General features: G+C 64.4%; 25 protein-coding genes and 1 tRNA gene. 12 read left to right on the top strand and 14 right to left on the bottom strand.

What is annotated here, in order from left to right:
- Nucleotides 1-35 precede the first annotated feature (35 nt).
- From ASD80_RS11405 to ASD80_RS11385, 5 genes are all read right to left on the bottom strand, one after another.
- On the bottom strand, nt 36-563 hold the full coding sequence (locus ASD80_RS11405) for a hypothetical protein (protein ID WP_056232868.1): 528 nt from the start codon (nt 561-563) through the stop codon (nt 36-38).
- A complete protein-coding gene (locus ASD80_RS11400; protein WP_056232866.1) occupies nt 560-802 on the bottom strand; it encodes a hypothetical protein in 243 nt (80 codons plus the stop codon). The genes ASD80_RS11405 and ASD80_RS11400 overlap by 4 nt, the downstream gene beginning before the upstream one ends.
- Nucleotides 799-1,872, bottom strand: a complete 1,074-nt coding sequence (locus ASD80_RS11395; protein WP_056232864.1) for a hypothetical protein — start codon at nt 1,870-1,872, stop codon at nt 799-801. Before ASD80_RS11395 ends, ASD80_RS11400 begins: the two co-directional genes overlap by 4 nt.
- On the bottom strand, nt 1,869-2,342 hold the full coding sequence (locus ASD80_RS11390) for a phage regulatory CII family protein (RefSeq protein WP_156460417.1): 474 nt from the start codon (nt 2,340-2,342) through the stop codon (nt 1,869-1,871). Before ASD80_RS11390 ends, ASD80_RS11395 begins: the two co-directional genes overlap by 4 nt.
- A 280-nt stretch (nt 2,343-2,622) precedes the next feature.
- Nucleotides 2,623-2,865 (bottom strand): helix-turn-helix domain-containing protein, encoded by a 243-nt coding sequence (locus ASD80_RS11385; protein WP_056232860.1) that lies wholly within the window; start codon nt 2,863-2,865, stop codon nt 2,623-2,625.
- Nucleotides 2,866-2,959: 94 nt separating this feature from the next.
- Here ASD80_RS11385 and ASD80_RS11380 point away from each other — a divergent pair, with 94 nt between their 5' ends.
- From ASD80_RS11380 to ASD80_RS11355, 6 genes are all read left to right on the top strand, one after another.
- Nucleotides 2,960-3,592: a LexA family transcriptional regulator gene (locus ASD80_RS11380; RefSeq protein WP_244488989.1), complete on the top strand. Its 633-nt coding sequence runs from the start codon at nt 2,960-2,962 to the stop codon at nt 3,590-3,592.
- Nucleotides 3,593-3,594: 2 nt separating this feature from the next.
- Entirely contained in the window at nt 3,595-3,786 is a 192-nt protein-coding gene (locus ASD80_RS11375; protein ID WP_056232858.1) for a hypothetical protein, read from the top strand.
- Nucleotides 3,787-3,863: 77 nt separating this feature from the next.
- Entirely contained in the window at nt 3,864-4,493 is a 630-nt protein-coding gene (locus ASD80_RS11370) for a hypothetical protein (protein ID WP_156460416.1), read from the top strand.
- A gap of 287 nt (nt 4,494-4,780) precedes the next feature.
- On the top strand, nt 4,781-5,356 hold the full coding sequence (locus tag ASD80_RS11365) for a hypothetical protein (RefSeq protein WP_056232855.1): 576 nt from the start codon (nt 4,781-4,783) through the stop codon (nt 5,354-5,356).
- Between the two features lies 1 nt (nt 5,357).
- Complete coding sequence (locus ASD80_RS11360) at nt 5,358-5,606, top strand: hypothetical protein (RefSeq protein WP_056232853.1); 249 nt, start codon at nt 5,358-5,360, stop codon at nt 5,604-5,606.
- A gap of 19 nt (nt 5,607-5,625) precedes the next feature.
- Nucleotides 5,626-6,378 carry a DUF5131 family protein gene (locus ASD80_RS11355; RefSeq protein ID WP_056232850.1) on the top strand — a complete coding sequence of 251 codons (753 nt, stop codon included), beginning with the start codon at nt 5,626-5,628 and terminating at the stop codon, nt 6,376-6,378.
- Here the strand turns inward: ASD80_RS11355 and tcmP are convergent.
- The 3 genes from tcmP to ASD80_RS11340 are packed head-to-tail and all read right to left on the bottom strand — an operon-like array spanning nt 6,354 to nt 9,228.
- Nucleotides 6,354-7,283 (bottom strand): three-Cys-motif partner protein TcmP, encoded by a 930-nt coding sequence (gene tcmP / locus ASD80_RS11350; protein WP_056232848.1) that lies wholly within the window; start codon nt 7,281-7,283, stop codon nt 6,354-6,356. The genes ASD80_RS11355 and tcmP overlap by 25 nt on opposite strands.
- Nucleotides 7,284-7,314: 31 nt before the next feature.
- On the bottom strand, nt 7,315-7,842 hold the full coding sequence (locus ASD80_RS11345) for a hypothetical protein (RefSeq protein ID WP_156460415.1): 528 nt from the start codon (nt 7,840-7,842) through the stop codon (nt 7,315-7,317).
- Nucleotides 7,843-7,860: 18 nt separating this feature from the next.
- A complete protein-coding gene (locus ASD80_RS11340) occupies nt 7,861-9,228 on the bottom strand; it encodes a DUF6538 domain-containing protein (protein WP_056232843.1) in 1,368 nt (455 codons plus the stop codon).
- Nucleotides 9,229-9,407: 179 nt separating this feature from the next.
- Here ASD80_RS11340 and ASD80_RS11335 point away from each other — a divergent pair, with 179 nt between their 5' ends.
- Nucleotides 9,408-9,788: a hypothetical protein gene (locus ASD80_RS11335; protein ID WP_156460414.1), complete on the top strand. Its 381-nt coding sequence runs from the start codon at nt 9,408-9,410 to the stop codon at nt 9,786-9,788.
- A gap of 4 nt (nt 9,789-9,792) precedes the next feature.
- Here the strand turns inward: ASD80_RS11335 and ASD80_RS11330 are convergent, their stop codons facing one another.
- The 3 genes from ASD80_RS11330 to ASD80_RS18755 are packed head-to-tail and all read right to left on the bottom strand — an operon-like array spanning nt 9,793 to nt 11,533.
- Nucleotides 9,793-10,773 (bottom strand): hypothetical protein, encoded by a 981-nt coding sequence (locus ASD80_RS11330; RefSeq protein WP_156460413.1) that lies wholly within the window; start codon nt 10,771-10,773, stop codon nt 9,793-9,795.
- Between the two features lie 54 nt (nt 10,774-10,827).
- Entirely contained in the window at nt 10,828-11,055 is a 228-nt protein-coding gene (locus ASD80_RS11325) for a sulfurtransferase TusA family protein (RefSeq protein ID WP_056232836.1), read from the bottom strand.
- A complete protein-coding gene (locus ASD80_RS18755) occupies nt 11,045-11,533 on the bottom strand; it encodes a CAP domain-containing protein (protein WP_056232834.1) in 489 nt (162 codons plus the stop codon). Before ASD80_RS18755 ends, ASD80_RS11325 begins: the two co-directional genes overlap by 11 nt.
- Nucleotides 11,534-11,747: 214 nt before the next feature.
- Between ASD80_RS18755 and ASD80_RS11315 the strand changes: the two genes are divergently transcribed.
- Nucleotides 11,748-12,956: an ROK family transcriptional regulator gene (locus ASD80_RS11315; protein ID WP_056232832.1), complete on the top strand. Its 1,209-nt coding sequence runs from the start codon at nt 11,748-11,750 to the stop codon at nt 12,954-12,956.
- 55 nt (nt 12,957-13,011) lie between these two features.
- Entirely contained in the window at nt 13,012-13,653 is a 642-nt protein-coding gene (locus ASD80_RS11310; protein ID WP_056232830.1) for a ThuA domain-containing protein, read from the top strand.
- A 65-nt stretch (nt 13,654-13,718) separates the two neighbouring features.
- On the opposite strand, the gene ASD80_RS11305 is transcribed toward ASD80_RS11310, so the two are convergent.
- On the bottom strand, nt 13,719-14,024 hold the full coding sequence (locus tag ASD80_RS11305; RefSeq protein ID WP_056232828.1) for a hypothetical protein: 306 nt from the start codon (nt 14,022-14,024) through the stop codon (nt 13,719-13,721).
- Between the two features lie 191 nt (nt 14,025-14,215).
- Nucleotides 14,216-14,292 (bottom strand) — tRNA-Arg (locus ASD80_RS11300).
- Nucleotides 14,293-14,495: 203 nt separating this feature from the next.
- Between ASD80_RS11300 and ASD80_RS11295 the strand changes: the two genes are divergently transcribed.
- The 3 genes from ASD80_RS11295 to ASD80_RS11285 all read left to right on the top strand — a co-directional run bounded on the left by ASD80_RS11295 (nt 14,496) and on the right by ASD80_RS11285 (nt 17,809).
- Nucleotides 14,496-15,431, top strand: a complete 936-nt coding sequence (locus tag ASD80_RS11295) for a DMT family transporter (RefSeq protein ID WP_200950302.1) — start codon at nt 14,496-14,498, stop codon at nt 15,429-15,431.
- An 84-nt stretch (nt 15,432-15,515) separates the two neighbouring features.
- On the top strand, nt 15,516-16,325 hold the full coding sequence (locus ASD80_RS11290; RefSeq protein WP_156460412.1) for a thermonuclease family protein: 810 nt from the start codon (nt 15,516-15,518) through the stop codon (nt 16,323-16,325).
- A gap of 38 nt (nt 16,326-16,363) precedes the next feature.
- The gene (locus ASD80_RS11285; RefSeq protein WP_056232826.1) at nt 16,364-17,809 is read left to right on the top strand and encodes a M48 family metalloprotease; all 1,446 of its coding nucleotides are present in this window, start codon (nt 16,364-16,366) and stop codon (nt 17,807-17,809) included.
- Between the two features lie 13 nt (nt 17,810-17,822).
- On the opposite strand, the gene ASD80_RS11280 is transcribed toward ASD80_RS11285, so the two are convergent.
- Nucleotides 17,823-18,023 (bottom strand): Flp family type IVb pilin, encoded by a 201-nt coding sequence (locus tag ASD80_RS11280; protein ID WP_056232824.1) that lies wholly within the window; start codon nt 18,021-18,023, stop codon nt 17,823-17,825.
- Nucleotides 18,024-18,030 lie beyond the last annotated feature (7 nt).

Genomic DNA, 18,030 nt, shown 5'->3' with positions numbered 1-18,030 from the left:
GCAGCAGAGGACGATGAGGGGGAAGTTGTCGGCTATCACCGCTCCACCTCGATCTTCCAGTCGTCGGCGATGATGGTGGCGAGCAGGTCGCGGCTATCGCCCTCGATCACGTAGAACAGGTCGAACTTCGTGCCGCGCGTCTCGCTGCGGAAGGCAAGCCCCAGCTTCTTGAACTGGTGGCGCAGCTGGTCCATCCACACCGAAGCCGTCTCGCTCTGGGTGTCGACCAGCTGGCGCACCTGCTCCAGGCTGATTTCGCCATGCCGGTGCATGTGGCGCGCGATGCGGCGCATCCAGCGCTGCAGCAGCACTTCCTGACGATCGGCCGCGACGGGGCCGGCACCCTTGGCCTTGCCGGACACGGTCTGGCCTCGGCCTTCACCGCTCCAGGCCTCGACCTTGCCGCACTCGCCGCGCCGCGCCTTGGTGAGCAGGTCCAGCACGCTGTGCCGCGCCAGCCCGTATACATGCGCCATCTGATCCAGAGACGCGCCGCCCTCGGCCGCTAGCAGCATGCCGAAAATGGCAGTGGGGTCGATCGTCACGTTATCGACGGTCATCATCGTCCGATCTCCAGGGCTACGGTCTTGCGATTGTGGAAGTCGCGGCCGCCATCAGCCTGCGTCGTCAGCATGCGGAACTGGGAGCAGGCCGCTTCGAGCTGCGGAATGGTGTTGGCGTCATAGGCGACGATCATGATGCCGCCCGTGGTCTCGACTTCGAGCCGGTGGGCGCCAGATGGCTCCAGCACCACACGGGCGACGATCTGTTCGGGATGATAGCTGGGAGCAGGCCGGTTCATGCGGCGCCTCCGTAGCGCTGCTGGCGGGCATGCATGCGGTCTATGCTGGTCAGTTCGAGGCGGTTGGCCCAGGTCTTGATCGTGCCGAGGGGATGACCGAGGTCTTGGGCGATCAGCGCCACGGGAACCTCGGCGTCATAACCGGCCCGCATGGCGGGCTCCGCCAGCGCCATGGTCAGCTTGCCGCGCTTGTCGCCAAGCAGGGCAACCTCGCCCTCATAGGCCTCGCGCAGCTGCAGTTGTTGAAGGTGGTGAGGGGCGGACTGTGTCCCGTGTTGCAGGTCTCCAATGTCCCCGTCACCGGGGAGAGGTTGACCGCCGGAGGCCTCGCGAGCCGTGCCGGACCCCTCTGGGGTATTCGTCTGGGCCTCAATGAACGGCTTGAGCGCCGTTTCGGCCAGGGCGCCGAGCGCCTCATAGGCCTCTGGCGTGAACTCGACATCGTCCCCGTCGACCGTGACGATGCCGCACATTCTGGCTAGGTCCCATATGCCGACGCTGGTCACCCGATCGCTGGCAAACGACAGCGCCAGCAGCGACACCACAAACTGATGGAAGCGGCGCGGCTTCAGCGGCTTGATCGGCTCGGGCTTCGGCTGCGCGGCAACCTTGATCGTCTTCGGACTTGCGGATACCGGCTCGGTCGCGAGGATCTTCTCACGCTTGTCCGCGACAACCGCTTCGAAGGCAGCGTCCTCCAGCTCGGCGAGCTTCTGCGCGCGGCTGCTCAGCTTCTTGTCGACGCCGATATCGGCGAGCGTGAACGGGGTGTTGTCGAAAACCGGTTCCTGTCCGTCACCGGTTTCCGGCTCGCTCAGGTTGCTGGTCTCAGGCCGGCCGCCCTGGCTCAGTAGTCCGTCGTTCTTGACCGCGCGCAGCATGATGCCGAGCTTGCGCTCCGCCCGGGCGATCACTTCGTTGGCGTCGGCGATCAGCCCCTTGTCGCGGGCGATCTTGCCATAGGCCTCGGCCTGCCGCGCCCGGCTGCGGATTGATTGTACTTCGTCGAACCGTACCGCGGCGGCGAGGGCTTCCTTGGCGTGGGCGAACAGCGCGAGTTCGGTGCTCATTGGCCAGCCTCCACGATCAGCTCGAGCGCGGCGAACAGCGCCATGGCCTGGCGGATTTCCGGCAGGATGCGTGCGCGGTCGGCGGCGCTGATTTCGCCATCCACCAGGGCGGTGCTGACTTCGGCGATCACGTCGCCGGTTTCCTTGAGCGCGGCCCCGGTTGCCACCAGCAGATCCTTGGCGCCGGGCACCGATTCCGGTGGCCGCACCAGCACGCAGCCGCAAAGCCCGGCCAGGTGCTCGGCCGCTGCCGTCGCGCCGAAATGCTCCGTCAGCCGGGCCACGCGGACGAAGCTCAGCTCGCCGTCCTGGTCGGGGTCGAGCAGCTTGTAGAACGTGAACTTGGTCTTGCCCTCGAAGTCCGCGGCGATCTGCACGCCGTCGCCCTTCTCGCTGAGGCCGATCTGGCTCATCAGTTGTGCGAGTGCATCATGCGGCGAGCCGGGGCGGCGCGGCTTCATCGGGCGCATGGCAAAACCCCCGCCACGCTGCCAGCGACAATCGCTCGTCCGCGTGCAACAAAAAGCACCGCCGGCGTCGCGGCGATGAAGGTCTGTCGATGAACCGGTTTCCCCACTACCAGCCCAGCACTGCCTTGCGTCAGGCCATCGAGCGGTATCGCGAGGCGATCGCTGCTCGAAAAAGCCCCGACGGCCGCGCGCAGCGGGAGGAGGATGCTGCGCGCGACACGCCGGGCACAGGCGCGCCTGGAGGGGTGGCGGGCCGAACTGATGATGGGGAGGGCGGGGCTCACGACTGAGCCTCGGCTAGATTGGTTGTCTCCCACGCAAGACGGGCAGCAAACATGTCGTTAAATGTGACCGCGCCATTCGTGAAGGTCTCGACCGCTGCCTGCTGCACCGCCGGCATCACGCGCTCGCCACTCTCGTACCGCTGCAGCGACCGCGCAGGATTAGCGCCGACAATACCGATTGCGGCGGCCGTCTCTGCCAGGGATTTGCCTTGCGATTTTCGCCATGCGGTGAGGTTCATGACGCAAAGTAGCCATATCGGCTATTGTCACGTCAAGCATAAAAGTAGCCATATCAGCTACGACAAGCGTAGCCGTATCGGCTATTTCTGAGGAATGGGCAATCGGATCAAAGAGTTGATGCGCGAAAGAAACCTGTCACGCGACGATGTCGCGGCCGGTATCGACGCACATCCCATCACCGTCAGCAAACTGATCTCCGGGAAAATGAAGCTCACCCAGGATTGGATGGCTCGTTTCTCGACGGTGTTCGGTGTTCCTCCCGAACAGATCATCACTGCTCCCTCAGCGACGCGAATTGTAAAAGTCCGCAGTCACGTGGAGGCGGGAGCGTGGGAGAGCCATTCGGAATGGCCCGAGGAAGAATGGTACTCGGTCGCAATCCCAGACGACCCGCGATACCGAACGCTGGAATTGTTCGGCTCTGAGACAAGGGGCCCATCAATGAACCGTCGCTATCCCGAGCAAACGGTGTTGGTGCATACTAGCTTCATCGCGGCCGGTGAACGGCTGGAAGTCGGCAAGCGCTACATTGTGGAACGCGAACGCCCGGACGGAACCAGAGAAACGACCGTAAAAACGCTCAGTCGAGATGAGGATGGCAGGCTTTGGCTGATGCCCGAGAGCACAGACCCGCGCTTTCAAGCTCCCATTCCGATTGATGATGACGTGGAAGCCGTGGTCCGAGTCGTCGGGCGGGTGATATACTCGGTGCAGCGGGAGGATTAGCCATGAGATGGATAGCGGCAACCTTGTATATCCTCGGGGTGCTGGCGCTGCTTATGGCACTGGTCGGCTACTTCATTATTTCGGGAGCGGGCGTCTATGTCGGACAGACAACGCGGCCGCTTTCCATATTTCTCGGCCTGATCGCTCTGGCGATGATTGTCATGGGCTTGGCTCTGCGCCGTGTTTCTAAATAGCCAGTATGGCTACACCCACTTGACGGAACAGTAGCCGATATGGCTACATGCTCGCCAGTTCACCACTGGAGGGCATCATGCTCGCACAATATGGCGCTGCACAGCGTCTTACCCACGACGAAGCCTATTGGGCCCACTTCGCTGAAGCTGCCGGCTGGCAGCGCCACGACAGTGGCATGTGGCGCCGCCCGGCAAATCGCAACGAGGTTCCTGACTTCGCCTGGGACGGGGGCGCGGAAATCACCGCCCCGACCGCCTTTGCCGCCTGCCAGCTCGATGGCCTCGGCTCGCAGCGCGACAAGACGGACGATGATAAAGCCGCCCAGCTGACCGTCGAGGGCCTCGCCGAGGCGATGCGCGCCAATCACGGCAACTGTACCGAAGATGTGCTCGCCGCCCTCGGCTTCCCGCTCAGCTTCCAGAAGCAGAACCGCGATGCTGCGGTGACGCTGGCCAACAAGAGCTTCGTCCAGCAGCTGGACACCTCGGGCGACAATGAGGAGGCCACCGTCGCCGGCATGCGCGAGGCGGTCGGGCAGATCATGCCCAGCCTGAAGGACGTCATCACCGGCCTGCGCTATCGCGGCTTCTCCGAGCGGCAGATCAACCTCTACACCCGCCGCGTCGTCAACCTCGCGGCCAAGGACTTCGTCGCCATCACGCAGCCGCGCGTCGCTGCTGGCCCGGGCCAGGGTGCACAGGCATGAGCAGCCGCACCAAAAAGCGCAGCCGCTCCGGCGCCAGCACCCCATGCCCGCATTGCGGCAAGAAGCTGAGCGGCGACAAGGGCCTCAAGATGCATCTCGCGGAGGCGCACAAATGAGCGCCTTCGCACTCGACCTCTTCCCTTATGCCTGCGGTTTCCTCGGCATTTGGCTGGTCTGCATTCATGCGGGGGTGTTCGAATGAGCAACCCCGATATCGCCATCGGCCTGGTCGTTGGCCTGATCATGATCGCCGCCGGCGTCGCCCTCCATTTCGGGCAGCGCCAGCCATGACCATGTCTCGCTTCTGGCTGACCACATCGAGCGGCCGCGCCTTCGACTTCGCCAACCCGAAGCCCGAAATGGTGAGCCTCGACGACATCGTGCACCACCTGTCGCGCGAGAACCGCTGGTACGGCAACATCGAGACGGCGAGCTTCACGGTGGCCCAGCACACCCTGATCGCCGCCTCGGCCTGCCGGCTCGTGTCGTCCAGGCCCTACGCGCTGCTGCACGACGCACCCGAATATGTAACGCGCGATCTGGCAACGCCGTGGAAGCTCTGGCTGATGGATCAGGGCGCCGACGTTGTCGGGCTGGAGTGCCGCATCCTGCACGAGGCGATCTATCCCGCTTTCAACCTGCCGCTGCCGAGCCAGGCCATCCTCGACGATGTCGACCAGGCCGACCAGGTCGCGCTCGCCACCGAATACCGCGACATCGTCAAGGGCAAGCACCCCGACTGGCGCCCCGAGGCCGTGCCGCTGCCGGCCCGCATCAAGTTCATGGCGCAGCCCAAGGTCGAAGAGGCCTTCCGCAAGGCCCTCGAAGGCGCGCTGCGCCCCTTCGGCGCACTGGCGGCCTGACATGCCCCGCTTCGTGCCAGGTCAGCCCATCACCGTCGAGACGCTCGAATGGGCGCTCGACCGCATGGCAGTGATCATGGCCGAGGCGCCCGACCAGGGCGTCACCTATCTCCCGATCTGGCAGCGCCTCGAGCGCGAGCGCGACGCACTACTGACGCAGAATGACGCCATGGCGGCGGTACGTGCTCGGCAGAAGCGGCTGACCGTTTTGCAGGGTCAAACATTAACCACCATGGGCGAGTATCGCTGACAGCGGAAAGGGCGACGCAATGGCCGAAACATCGATCGAATGGACTGACGCCACCTGGAACCCCGTTGCCGGCTGTACCATCGTCACCGCCGGCTGCACCAACTGCTATGCTATGCGTATGGCCGCCCGACTCGAAGCCATGGATGTCGAAAAATATGAAGGCCTCACCCGCAAGAGCGGCGGACGTGCCGTCTGGACCGGCAAGGTCCGGCTTGATCACGCATCGCTCGATGCGCCGATCGCCTGGAAGAAGCCGCGCAAAATCTTCGTCAATTCCATGTCCGACCTCTTCCATGAGGACGTGCCGGCCGATTTCATCGAACTGGTCTGGCAGACCATGGCGGCGACGCCGCGCCACACGTATCAGATCCTGACCAAGCGGCCGGAGCGCATGGCCGAGGTTCTCCGCGAAAGCCGATTCCGCATCCTGCCTAATGTCTGGCTGGGCACCAGCGTCGAGGATGACCGCGTGCTCGAACGTCTCGACCATCTGCGCCTGGTACCCGCCGCGGTGCGCTTCGTCTCCTTCGAGCCGTTGCTCGGCTCAGTGGCCGGCGCTGATTTGGCTGGCATCCATTGGTCAATCGTCGGCGGCGAAAGCGGGCCCAAGGCGCGGCCGATGCAGGAGGAATGGGTCGAGGAAATCCGTGAGGCCTGCGACCGGCACGGCGCCGCCTTCTTCTTCAAGCAGTGGGGCGGACGCAACAAGAAGGCCGCGGGCCGAACCTATCTCGGCCGCACTTGGGATCACTTGCCCGCCTTGAGTATGTGATCGCCGATCCGACGCGCCAGCCCTAGCGCCTTGCCGTCCTTGTTAGAGATCATGCAGTACAGCGAGAAGCGCTGAGGCTTCCGCCCGACCGGCAATGCATAAGGGTCGAGAACCATCGGAAATATCTCTCGCAGTCGCCGGGTCACGTAGGCCTCGAGGCCTGCCACATCGGCGTTCCGCCGTCGCTCTTCCGGCGGCGTATAGTCGAACAGATCGGTCGGCGGCTGGTGCACGGAATACAGCTCGCGTTCCCATTCATCGGTGCCCAGCAGCTTGGTCAGGGCCGCTCGCTTCACTTGGTCGACATCGTTGATGTCGTGAGCTGCGTTGCGATAGAGCCCCTCCAACGAAAACAGATACCAGACGTCGATGGCTTCGGTAGATGCAATGGCCTTGAGCGTGGCCCATTCGACCTCCATGCCATATGGGTCGAGGAACAGAGCTGCCCTCTTGCTTGCCCAGTTCGTCTTGGCCAACTGGTCTTGGATGAAGCGGTTGCAGTCACCCGGGACCACATGGATGTCTCGATGCGGGTGCTCAACTTTTAGGGCCTCAAGTGCAGCGATATGGCGCGGCTTGCTGTCCATAAGGATGACACGATCGAAGGCCGGACTAATCTCTAGGCCGATGCGCGCCGACCCAGGCCGCTTCTCCACTCTTTCGGGCACGTCCTCGACGTTCATAAAATCGCCGGGCCGTGCTGGATGCTTTACCGACCGGCTGCCGGTACCCGCGAAGGCGTCGATGTACCAGAGATGGTTGAACTTTGGGCGGAGCGCTGTCGCGTAGGCGCTAAGATAATCTCGGACTAGTCGCAGCTTGGTGTCGGTGTCATCGGACCCAAACTCATGTTCATCTGCATCTCTTGCCAAGTGCGTGCCCCGAATCCCCACTCTGGGGAGCATAGGCCGCACTCGGCTGAAAGCAAAATGCCGGTCATTCCATTGGGACGTCCGCGTTCAACTCTTCCAGTTCTTCAAAATGCTGTGCTGTTGCAAATCGGTTGACCACGTACTGCCCCCAATCAATCCAGATGCCCGACCAGGGCGGCATGAGATTGGTATTGATTACAGAGCATAGAGCGGTGAGGGAAATCGGGAAACTCGCTGGCGCCTTGCCCTTCACTGCGTTTATCTGATCAATCCGCTCACGGTGGGCGATCGACGCGGCTTTCGACATCAGATACTCGCCACCCTGCATCAAACCAACGGCCGCGAACACGTTGCCCTTCACGTGTTGGTACATCGGGATATCGTCTTCGTCCGTGGTGCGCCCAACCACAAGCCCGCCAGTCTTGGCGCTGACAATGCGACCGTGCTCCATCTCTCCAAAGAACTGATCAAACGTCAGCCGATGCAGGGCAACGTGGCTGCAATGAGGGCAGTGCGATACGAGAAGTGGTACCGCTTCCGCGCATTTGGTGCAGGGTGTAGCATCGTCGATCTGCAAGGTGAAAATTGACACTCGCGTGCTACTCCCCGATCAAACTATCGTCTTATCGAACGGCAGCGTGATCCGCGCCAGTGCCTCGCGGCGCAGTTCCAGGCTGCCGCCGCTGCCATAGCGTGGGCGATCGATAGCATGGCCCATCAATAGCTTCCGCACCTCCTCGTCCACCAGCGCATCTTTCATCCGATCCTCAAAGGCATGGCGGATCGAGTAGATGGTGTGCGCCGGCGTCGGCAGCAGCTTGTGCTTGCGGAAATGCTTCATCAGCGTGTTGGACAGCGTCGTCTCGTTGTCGTGGTATTCAGGGAAGCCCTTGGGACTGGCCTGCATCGCCGCCAGTGACACGCCCAGCAGCGGCACCTTGCGCACCGATGTGCCGGTCTTGATCTGGCGAGGATCTTCGCGTTCGCGGCGCGGGCTGATGACGATGTGCGGAATGTCGTGGTCGAGCACGATGTGCCGCGGCAGCAGGTTGGCGATCTCGCTCGGACGGGCGCCGGTCTCCACCAATGTCAGGAAGATGCGCCGCGCCGGCGGATTGAGCGCCGACAGCGCACCACGCGCCAGGATGGTTCCTGTGATCCACTCGACAGGGAAGGGTGGCCGCGTCCGCTCATCGTCCTCCTCGAAGCCGAGCCCGGAGAACGGATTGAACTTGTCCATCTGGCCGATGTGACGATGGTAGGCGGTGAACAGCACGCGCATATTGCCGATGTCGCGGTTGCCGCTGGCCGGTGAGTGGGTGATGAGGGCGCCCTCGGCAATCTCGCGATCGTTCGGCGCAATCCGCTTCCGCCAGAAGTCATAGAACTGCAGCGCCTGGTCACGGGTCGTGTCGGTGAGGGTGATATCGCCGACGACCTGGATGAAGTTGTTCCGTGCCCGGGTCTTTACCTTACGCCAGTCGGCCCGCTGCTTTGCGCTCTTGCCGCGCAGCTCGTCGGTGGCGATCACGTCGAAATAGATATCGAATGCCTCGGTCACCGTGACCTTGGGCGCGTCGAGCAGACCAAGGGTCGCATCGGCGATCGGCCGGCTGGTTCCCGATTCCGGCACGGCCGCGATCCGTCCGAGCAAGTCTGGCAGCGGCTCGGCCGCGACTTCGATCGCAGGCCGGTATGCGAAGCGCAGGGCGAGCGCTGTGGCCACTGCGGCCTCATAGGCGGCCTTCGCCCCTTCGCTCGGCTTACCAAGCGCCAGCGCCTCCCACAGGCGATCGTCGGCCTCCTCCAGCTCGTCCCGCTTCACCCGGGCAATGGCGAGGTCGTCGGTCTTGAGGCTCTTGCGCACGTGCGTATCGCCGCCGAACATGGCGTGAAGGCTCGACGGCACCCGCCGCTTGTAGTGGTATCGCTGCCCCTTGAGGGTCAGGTATCGATCGGGATCGGCGCCACGGCGCAACGGTCGGCTCCATGTGCTTGGGGCACGTTTTGGGGCACGATCTGGGGCACGTTTTTCGCGACGGGGTCAAGGGTGGTTTTGACCGGTCGCAAACAACACAATCAAATCAATTGGTTAGAGCATATCTCGCTGGTCTAACCGGAGTCCGGCGGGGGGCACCAACAGCCTGGGGAGCCGACTTGACCGAAATTGTCCCAGAAGCTGCAATCCCCGCCGCCTGGCTCAGGCCGCTTCCGGCAAATTACAAGATACCGCTTTGGCGCTGGATCGTCCTTCCCGCCACCACGATCATGCTCAAGCGCAATGGCGGGGTGTGGGTGAGCGGCACGCTGACCCTGGCGGAGGGCAATCTCCAGTTCGCCCAGACGCGGCTGACCAAGTCGCGCAATCCGCCCGATAGCTGGACAATCCCGCTTGCCGAGATCGCCGATATCGGCGTGGAAAAGCGCATGGCGTCGGAGCGGATCGACATCAGCCATGCCCGCGGCGCCATCAAGCTGATGTCGGTGCGCTCGGAGGATTTCGTGGCCCGGCTACGGCAGGGCCGATCCGCCTCATAAAGCGTTACGGGCAGGTGGTTATCTGGCTTTCGCAGGTATCGGCGGACCAGCCGCGCACCCGCTGCCCGTCATAGGTCCCACCGACTTCGACCCAGTGGTCACGACAGGCGTAGAGCCGGTCGACCCGATAGCTGTCGGCTGCGTCACTGAAATCCATCGCAATCGCGGCATTGGCTGCCGGGTGGGTGTGGAGAGAGCTTTCCACATCGAGCCCCAGCGCCTTGCCGGACACCCAGCCTTGTCCGGCGAAGACCACAATGACATCGCCGTCCGGCGCATAGAGATTGGTGACGGCCTTCTCGATGCGGAACCAGCCATTGCTGCTGCCGGTGACGCTGACGGTGGGATAGTTGACCGCATCGTAGCCTTCATATGGCCCCGGTAAATCGGCAACGGCGGCGGCGTCGCCGGACGGGCCATCGCGGATGACCGTGGCGGCTGGACCGCTGCCCTCCACCCAGGCGTCGAATTCACAGCTCCGGATGGCGGCGGTTTCGGCGCGCTGGCCACAGGTCTCGATCAGCGCGGCGGCGGCTTGCCGCGCGCCGTCCAGAGGGTATTCCGCAGCGCCGTCCTCGACGAAAACGCTCAGCATGCCGTCCGAGCCGAGCAGGTCGATGAGCCTGGTATCGACCGCAACTTCGCCTTCCAGCAGGAAGAGATCGTCCATCTGCATCAGCGCGCCGGTGGTCTGGATGGGCAATGAAACATTGCCGGCCTCCAGGGTGACCTGGACCTGAACCCCATCGACAGCCGCGATGGGGGCGAAGGCGAAGACGAATGTGGCGGTGTCGCTGCCGGCCTGGCAGGCCAGGGAAATCTCGGCATGATCCGATTGCGGAATGCCGTAGAACAGGGTCGCCATGCCGTCATAGACGCTGCCATGCCAGCCCGGATCCTCCTGCGCCATCGTGGCGGCGGGGAACATCAGTGTAGCGGCCAAAGCTGCGCGGAATGCCACCGCCCTGCATGTGGAAAGTGTCATTGTGAACCTCCTCTGCTCGCCGCGGGTCCACTTCACCTCATGCAGCCTGTCCTGTCACCCCTTGAGAATGACAAAGCGCATGGCGTCTTCCTCGACCGTGACCGCGCAGTCATGCCCGTTCTGCTTGCAGAACAGGGGAATATCCACCTTTGCCATGGGGTCCGTTGCCAGCACGGCAAGGCGCGCACCCGGCGGCAAGGCCGCCAGGTGCTTTTCCATCTTGAGGACCGGCAGCGGACATTTGAGCCCGCGGGCGTCGATGGTTTCGATATCAGTCGTCAAGGACGAGCACCCAGTGAACGCCGTAACTCGAGGTGGGGCTATAGGCCATGGCGATGCCGGCCTTGCCGGCCGTGGCCCTGAGACCGACGGCATCGGCCGGGCTGTTGCGCCAGCCCGAGAAGGTTTCGGCGAAGGTGGCGTAACCGGCGCTGAGCTTCATCACCGTCAGATCCTGCGGCGCGCGCGGCGGCGTGCCGGTCTGGGCATACTGGTTGGCCAAAGCCTGGGCCGTGCCATCGAGCGCGGCATCGGGCGTCAGGGCCGGCAGACCGTTGGTGGCGCGATAGGCATTGATCATGCCGATGGCCTGGGCCCGATCGAGGCTGGCGCCGGGCTGGTCCATGCGGGCGGAGAGGCCCGGCGAGAGGGCGATGGCGGTGGTGCCGCTGCCGCCCATGCTGCAGGCGGCGAGGGTGGCGCCGGCCAGAATGACGGCAAGGGGGAGGATGGCCGGCTTGAGATGGCGCAAAACGGTCATGAAAAAAGATCCTGGAGCAAGAGTGGTCGTGGCCCGGTTAGGCGGCCAGCAAGGCCAAAAGATGGTTGCCCCTTGATAGCGCGCGCGCCCCTGCCATGAGCTTAACGCCCAAAGCGATTTGCCTTGCCTTCTTGTATGGCAGGCGACTAGAAGGGACGCAGTTATTTTGCATCCCGATTTAAATCGGGACCCGCCAGCGAGCCGACGCCCTTCCATGAAGACTGCCGATCCCGAACTGATGCGGGCCATCAATCGCTTCCACGTCCTCGACACCATCCGTCGGCACGGCGCGATTGCCCGCGTCGAGATCGGCGAGCGCACTGACCTGTCGGCGACCACGGTTTCGGCCATCACCGCCTCGCTGCTCGATGACGGATTGATCACAGTGCGGCATGAGGGCGATATCCGCAGCCAGACTTTGCGCGGCCGGCCCCGCGTCATGCTGGCGCTCAATCCCGACGCCGCCTGGGTGGTCGGCGCCAAGCTCGCCGCCAACCGCATCGTCTTCGTCGCCACCAATTTCCAGGGCGACGTGCTGGCCAGCCTGACCCTGCCGGTGCGCGTCGACCGCATCCCCACCCCCGTTGTCGCCGACCTGGTTGAAGACGGGGTGCGGCGCTGCGTGCGCGATGCCGGGCTGGGCCTCGACCAGATCAAGACCATCGCCCTCAGCCTGCCCGGCGTTATCGAGCATGGCACCGGCAAGGTGCTGGCATCGAGCGTGCTTGCCGATCTCAATGTGTCGCTGCATCAGGCCATCGCTACGCGGCTGGGTATCGATACGATCATCGAGAGCGACGCCAATGCCATCACCATGGCGCAGCACTGGTTCGGGCAGGCGCGCAGCCATGACGATTTCGTACTGGTCGCCATCGAGGAAACGCTGGGGCTGGGCGTGATGCATGGTGGGCAATTGTTCCGTGGTGCGCGCGGGCTGAGCCTCACTCTGGGCGACATGATCATGGGCGCGGGCGGCGACAATGCCGTGCGGCTGGCCGACCTGGCCGGTGAAGGCGCGATTCTGTCGTCGCTGCAAGCCGATCCGCGATTGAGCGAAGCGATGCGGCTGGGGCAGGGCATGGGCCAGGTCAAGGGCCTGCTCGAAGCCGGCGAGGAGGGCCTGCGCGATGCGGCAGCCCGGGCCGGGGCGGCCCTGGGCATCGCCATCGCCAATCTGGTGGCCCTGTTCGCGCCACCGCGCGTCATTCTCGTCGGTTCGACCCTGGCGCTGGGCGAGCATCTGCTGGCGCCGCTGCGCCAGGCCTTCGCCAATGCCATCCCGGCGCCACTGACCACCTTGGCCGAGATCGTCATCGACGATTGCGGCGACGAATTGTGGGCGCGTGGCGCGGCGGCCGTCGCCCTGGGCGAACTTTATGGCTCGCCCTGGGGCACCACCGGCCCGGCGCGGCACGCCCAGTAGTTTCATCGCCGGATGCCTGGCGGCGCTGGCCACTTTATCGCGTGAGGAGAATAGGATGCGCGAAGCACTGATCGTCTGGGGCGGCTGGAGCGGCCACGAGCCCGAGCAATGCGCCATGATCTACAAGAGCTGGCTCGAGGAAGACGGCTTCAAGGTCTATGTCGAGAACACGACCGAGGCCTTCGCCGATCCGTCCATCCGCGATCTCAGCCTCATCATCCCGATCTTCACCATGAGCAAGATCGAGAAGGAAGAGGTCAACAACCTCACGGCCGCCGTGGAGTCCGGGGTCGGCCTGGCCGGCCATCACGGCGGCATGGGGGACGCCTTCCGCGATGCAGTGGACTACCAGTTCATGGTCGGCGGCCAATGGGTGGCCCATCCGGGCAATATCATCGACTACCGCGTCGATATCACCCGGCAGGACGATCCGGTGATGGCGGGCGTCAACGGCTTCGCCTACCGCTCCGAGCAGTATTACATGCATGTCGATCCCTCCAACGAAGTGCTGGCCACCACCACCTTCAACGGCGATCACGCCAGTTGGATCGACGGCGTCACCATGCCGGTGGTGTGGAAGCGCAAGCACGGCGCCGGCCGGGTGTTCTACTCGGCGCTCGGGCATGTCTCGTCGGAATTCCAGGTCCCGGAAATGGCAACGATCCTGCGCCGCGGCATCAACTGGGCGGCACGGTAGGACCGTCCGGCCTGCTCGCGGCCCAGGCCGCATTGCAGGCCGGCGCTTGTTGAGCCCGGCCGGGGCTAGGACGTGCCCGATCTCGGTTCGGTGCCCGGCACGAGGCCGAGCTGCTCGTGCAGCAGCCCGCTATCGCCGAAAATCGCCAGTTCGAGCGGCTTGGGCAGGCTCATCAGGTTCAGCTTGATCATCGCCATGAGCGATTCGTCGGTCCGGCAGTCCTGGCGGACGCGCCGGGCGATGCCGGCCAGATGGGCGAGGCCGCTCAGGCTGGCCGCGGCATGGAGGTGGTCGGCAATCTTGCTGTAGTCGCGCGGCCGATTTTCAAAATGTGCCAGCAGGTCGATGGCATTGATCTTCTTGTACCCCATCTTGACGCTCCGATCGGGTTTGTTTCTCGCAGGTGGTGCGAGCGCCGAAGACGATGATTGCCGGAGTGCGGCATCCCGAACAGTGGAAGAACTCCCAAGCATATTTCCGGCCGGCGCCATTTCCCGGCCGGCGCTATGGCCGATCGGTGGCAGGGTGATGCGCTGCATCGTGGGGGATGATGGGGAAACAGTGGTGATCTCGACGGGATTCGAACCCATGACCCCCGGATTAGGAATCCGGTGCTCTATCCGGCTGAGCTACGAGACCACGCGCGAGGAAATACCAGCTAGGGCCGGAGGTTACAAGATTGGGCGACGTGCCGGCCCTCATATAGGGAGGCAACGGAAATCTGTTGCTGATTGGCATTCCCGGCGGCATGCTGCGTTTCCTGGCCGCCCGGCCGGTGAGTCCACCGCCAAGAAAGACCGGCGCGCTGTCCGCATGGCGGATGTGCCTCCCTGGAGAATGTCATGAGTGACGAGGCCGTGGCCGATGTGGGCGCGGAAATGGATGCCGCTGCGCGGCCGGCGCCCAGCCTGGTGGAAAACCGGCCGCTGCTCGGCATATCGCTGATCGTCGTCGCCACGCTGATGTTTGCCTCCAATGACGCCACCAACAAATATCTCATTGCCAGCTATGACGTGCCGCTGGTCGCCGCCATCCGCTATATCGTGCATGCGTTGCTGATGCTGGCCATCCTGGGGCCGAGCCGGGGGCGCGAGCTGGTGGTGGTCAGGCGGCGCGGCCTGGTCGCCGTGCGCTCGATCTGCCTGGTGGTCGGCTCGCTGTTTGCCAGCCTTGCCCTGCAGCTCATGCCGATCGCCGAGACCACCTCCATCATCTATCTGTCGCCGATCCTGGTGGTGCTGCTGGCGCGGCCGGTATTGGGTGAACGGATCGGCCTGCTCGGCTGGCTGGCGGCCCTGGGCGGCTTTGCCGGTGTGGTGCTGATCGCGCGGCCGGGAGCCGGGCTCGACCCGGCGGGGGTGGTCTTCGCACTGTGCAATGTGGTGGCCACGGTGACCTATTACATGCTGTCGCGCGTGCTGGCGCGCAGCGAGCGGACGCTGGCCTTGCTGTTCTATTCGGCGCTGGCCGGGGCGATCTGCTTCGGGCTGGCCATGCCGTGGTACTGGTTCGGTGCCGTGCCGAGCCTGTTCGAAATGGGGCTGTTCCTCAGCCTGGGACTGACGGCGGCCATTGGCCATTTCTGCTTTACTGCCGCCAACCGCTATGCCGAGGCGTCGCTGCTGGCGCCGATGAGCTACCTGCATCTGCTGTGGGCGGGGGTCCTGGGCTGGCTGGTCTTCGGCCAGTTGCCCGACGGGATCGGCATGGCCGGCATGGTGGTGATCGGGCTGGCTGGCGTCGTGGCGGCTCTGCGGTCGCGCCTTGCCCGGCGATAGCCCGCCCGATCACGCCTGCGCGAGCCTTCATGATTTTTTGCCGCAATTGCGTGCAAGGTGAATCGTCTGTTTCCGGGGCCTCCATTGTTCAAAGCCAGTCTCGTCCGTCTTGCTGCGCTTGCGGCCCTTTCTTCCGTGTCGGTCGCGGCCCTGGCCTGCGAGCAGTTGCGCATGGAACAGGGCGGCATCGTCACCGCGGTTACCGATGGCGATACGGTGGTGCTCGACGATGGCCGCGTGGTGCGGATGATCGGCACCCAGGCGCCCAAGCTGCCGCTCGACCGCCCCGATTTCGTCACCTGGCCGCTGGCCCCCCAGGCCAAGGCAGCATTGGAAGCCATCGCCCTCAACAAGCCGGTGCGGCTGGGCTTTGGCGGGGAAGAGGTCGACCGCTATGGGCGCGTGCTGGCGCATGTCTTTGTCGACGGGCCCGATGGCGAAGTCTGGGCGCAGCAGGCCATGGTCGGGCTGGGGCTGGCGCGGGTCTATTCCTTCCCCGACAACCGGGCCTGTCTCGATCTGCTGTTCGCGGCTGAGGGTCGCGCAAGGCTGGGCAGGCTTGGCATCTGGGCCGATCCCTATTACAGCACTCGTGCGGCGGACCGGCCCGGCGATATTCTCGCACGGGCAGGCCATTACGAACTTGTCGAAGGCAGAATTCTGCTCGCCGAGAAAAGCGGCGGGCGGGTCTATCTCAATTTTGGCCGGTTCTGGAAAGAAGACTTTACCGCCGTGATCGAGGCGCCGGCCTTGCGGCTGTTTGCCGAAACCGGCATCGATCCGCTGGCGCTCGAAAATGCGCTGGTGCGCATCCGCGGATGGGTGGACGACCGGGATGGTCCGCGCATCGAGATAACCCATCCCGAGCAGATCGAGGTTCTGGCGACACGATGATGGGCCCGGGGCAAATGTCGAGGGGATTGCGACCCGCCTTGCGCGCGGGCCTTGTGGCCCTGTCGCTGCTGGCGCTGAGCGCCTGCACCAGCCTGGGCCCCAATATCGCCGTCAGCAAGACGGGCGACAATCCGGCACCGACCGTGGTGCCCGAGGGTACCGACCCCGAAGACGTGGTCATCGGCCGCCGCGAGCATCCGCGCATCATCGCCGCCTATGGCGGGGTCTATTCCGACCGTCCGGCCGAGATCATGGTGGCGCGTATCGTCGGTCGCCTGCTCGCTGCCGCCAACCAGCCCAATGCGCAGTTCCAGGTGACCATCCTCGACAGTTCCGAGGTCAATGCCTTCGCGCTGCCGGGCGGCTATATCTACGTGACGCGCGGCATCCTGGCGCTGGCCAGCGACACCAGCGAACTGGCCGCCGTGCTGGCGCATGAAATCGCCCACGTGACCCTGCGCCATGCCCGCGCCCGCACCGACCGTACCCGCACCACCGAAATCGTCGATCGCGTCATCACCAGCGTTTTCGGCGGCGATACCTCGACCGATGCAACCGCCAACCGCACCCGCGAATCCATGGCCGCCTTCAGCCAGAACCAGGAGCTGGAAGCGGACCGCGAGGGCATCAAGTTCGCCGGCAAGGCGGGCTACGATCCGCGGGCCGCGGCACGGTTCCTGGGCGTCATGAGCCGTTTCGCCAGCTTCTCGGCCGGCGAGGGGGGCGATGACGGGTTCCTGTCCTCTCACCCCTCGACCCCGGCTCGCATCCAGAAAGCGCTCGATACCGCCACGACCATGTTCGGCCAGTCCGGCCTGGGCGAGACCGATCGCGACGGCTATCTGGCCTCGATTGCCGGGCTGACCTTCGGCGACAGCCCGGCCCAGGGCTCCATTGTCGGGCGCCGCTTCATCCATACCGCCTCCAAATTCACCTTCACCGTGCCCGAGGGCTATACGCTGCAGAATTCGCAGAGCGCGGTGGTGGGCGTGGCCGGCGATGGCGAGGCGGTGCGCTTCGACAGCGCCGACGTGCAGGCCAATGTGCCGCTGGCCGATTACCTGCGCTCGGGCTGGATTGCCGGGCTCAAGGCCGACAGCGTCACCACGCAGAGCTATAACGGCATCGAAATGGCTTCGGGCCTGGCCCAGACCGACCAGTGGTTCTTCCGCGTCTCGGTCATGCGGCTCGATGGCCAGGTCTATCGCTTCATCTTCGCCGCCAAGGCCGACAGCAGCCGCTTCGCCCAGGGCGCCGAGGCGACGCTCAAGAGCTTCCGCCGCACCGAGGCGGCCGATCTCAACCAGGTGCGCAAGGTGGCGGTGCGGGTGGTGACGGCCAAATCCGGCGATAGCGCCGATTCGCTGGCCCGCCAGATGGCCGGGCTCAATCGCGGCAGCGAGCTGTTCTACATCATCAACGACCTCTATCCCGGCGATCCGGTGGTCGCGGGCGAGAAATACAAGGTCGTGGTGCTGCAGTAGCAGCGGTGACACGCTACTGGATTTTGGCGCTCTGGGTAGCCATGACCTCGGCGGCGCTGCCGGTGCCGATCCCCATCAGGTTCACCAGGGAATTGCCGAAGGCGACGAAGCTGCCGATGGCGGCAACGGCGATCAAGGCGGCGATCAGGCCATATTCGATGGCGGTCGCGGCACTCTCGTCATCGACGAATCTTCTGATCGTCTCGGCCAGCATGCTCACC

The organism is Devosia sp. Root635 (assembly GCF_001427605.1).
Taxonomy (GTDB): domain Bacteria; phylum Pseudomonadota; class Alphaproteobacteria; order Rhizobiales; family Devosiaceae; genus Devosia.
Note: the sequence above shows the minus strand (reverse complement) of the source record. Positions and strands in the feature narration are given on the sequence as shown.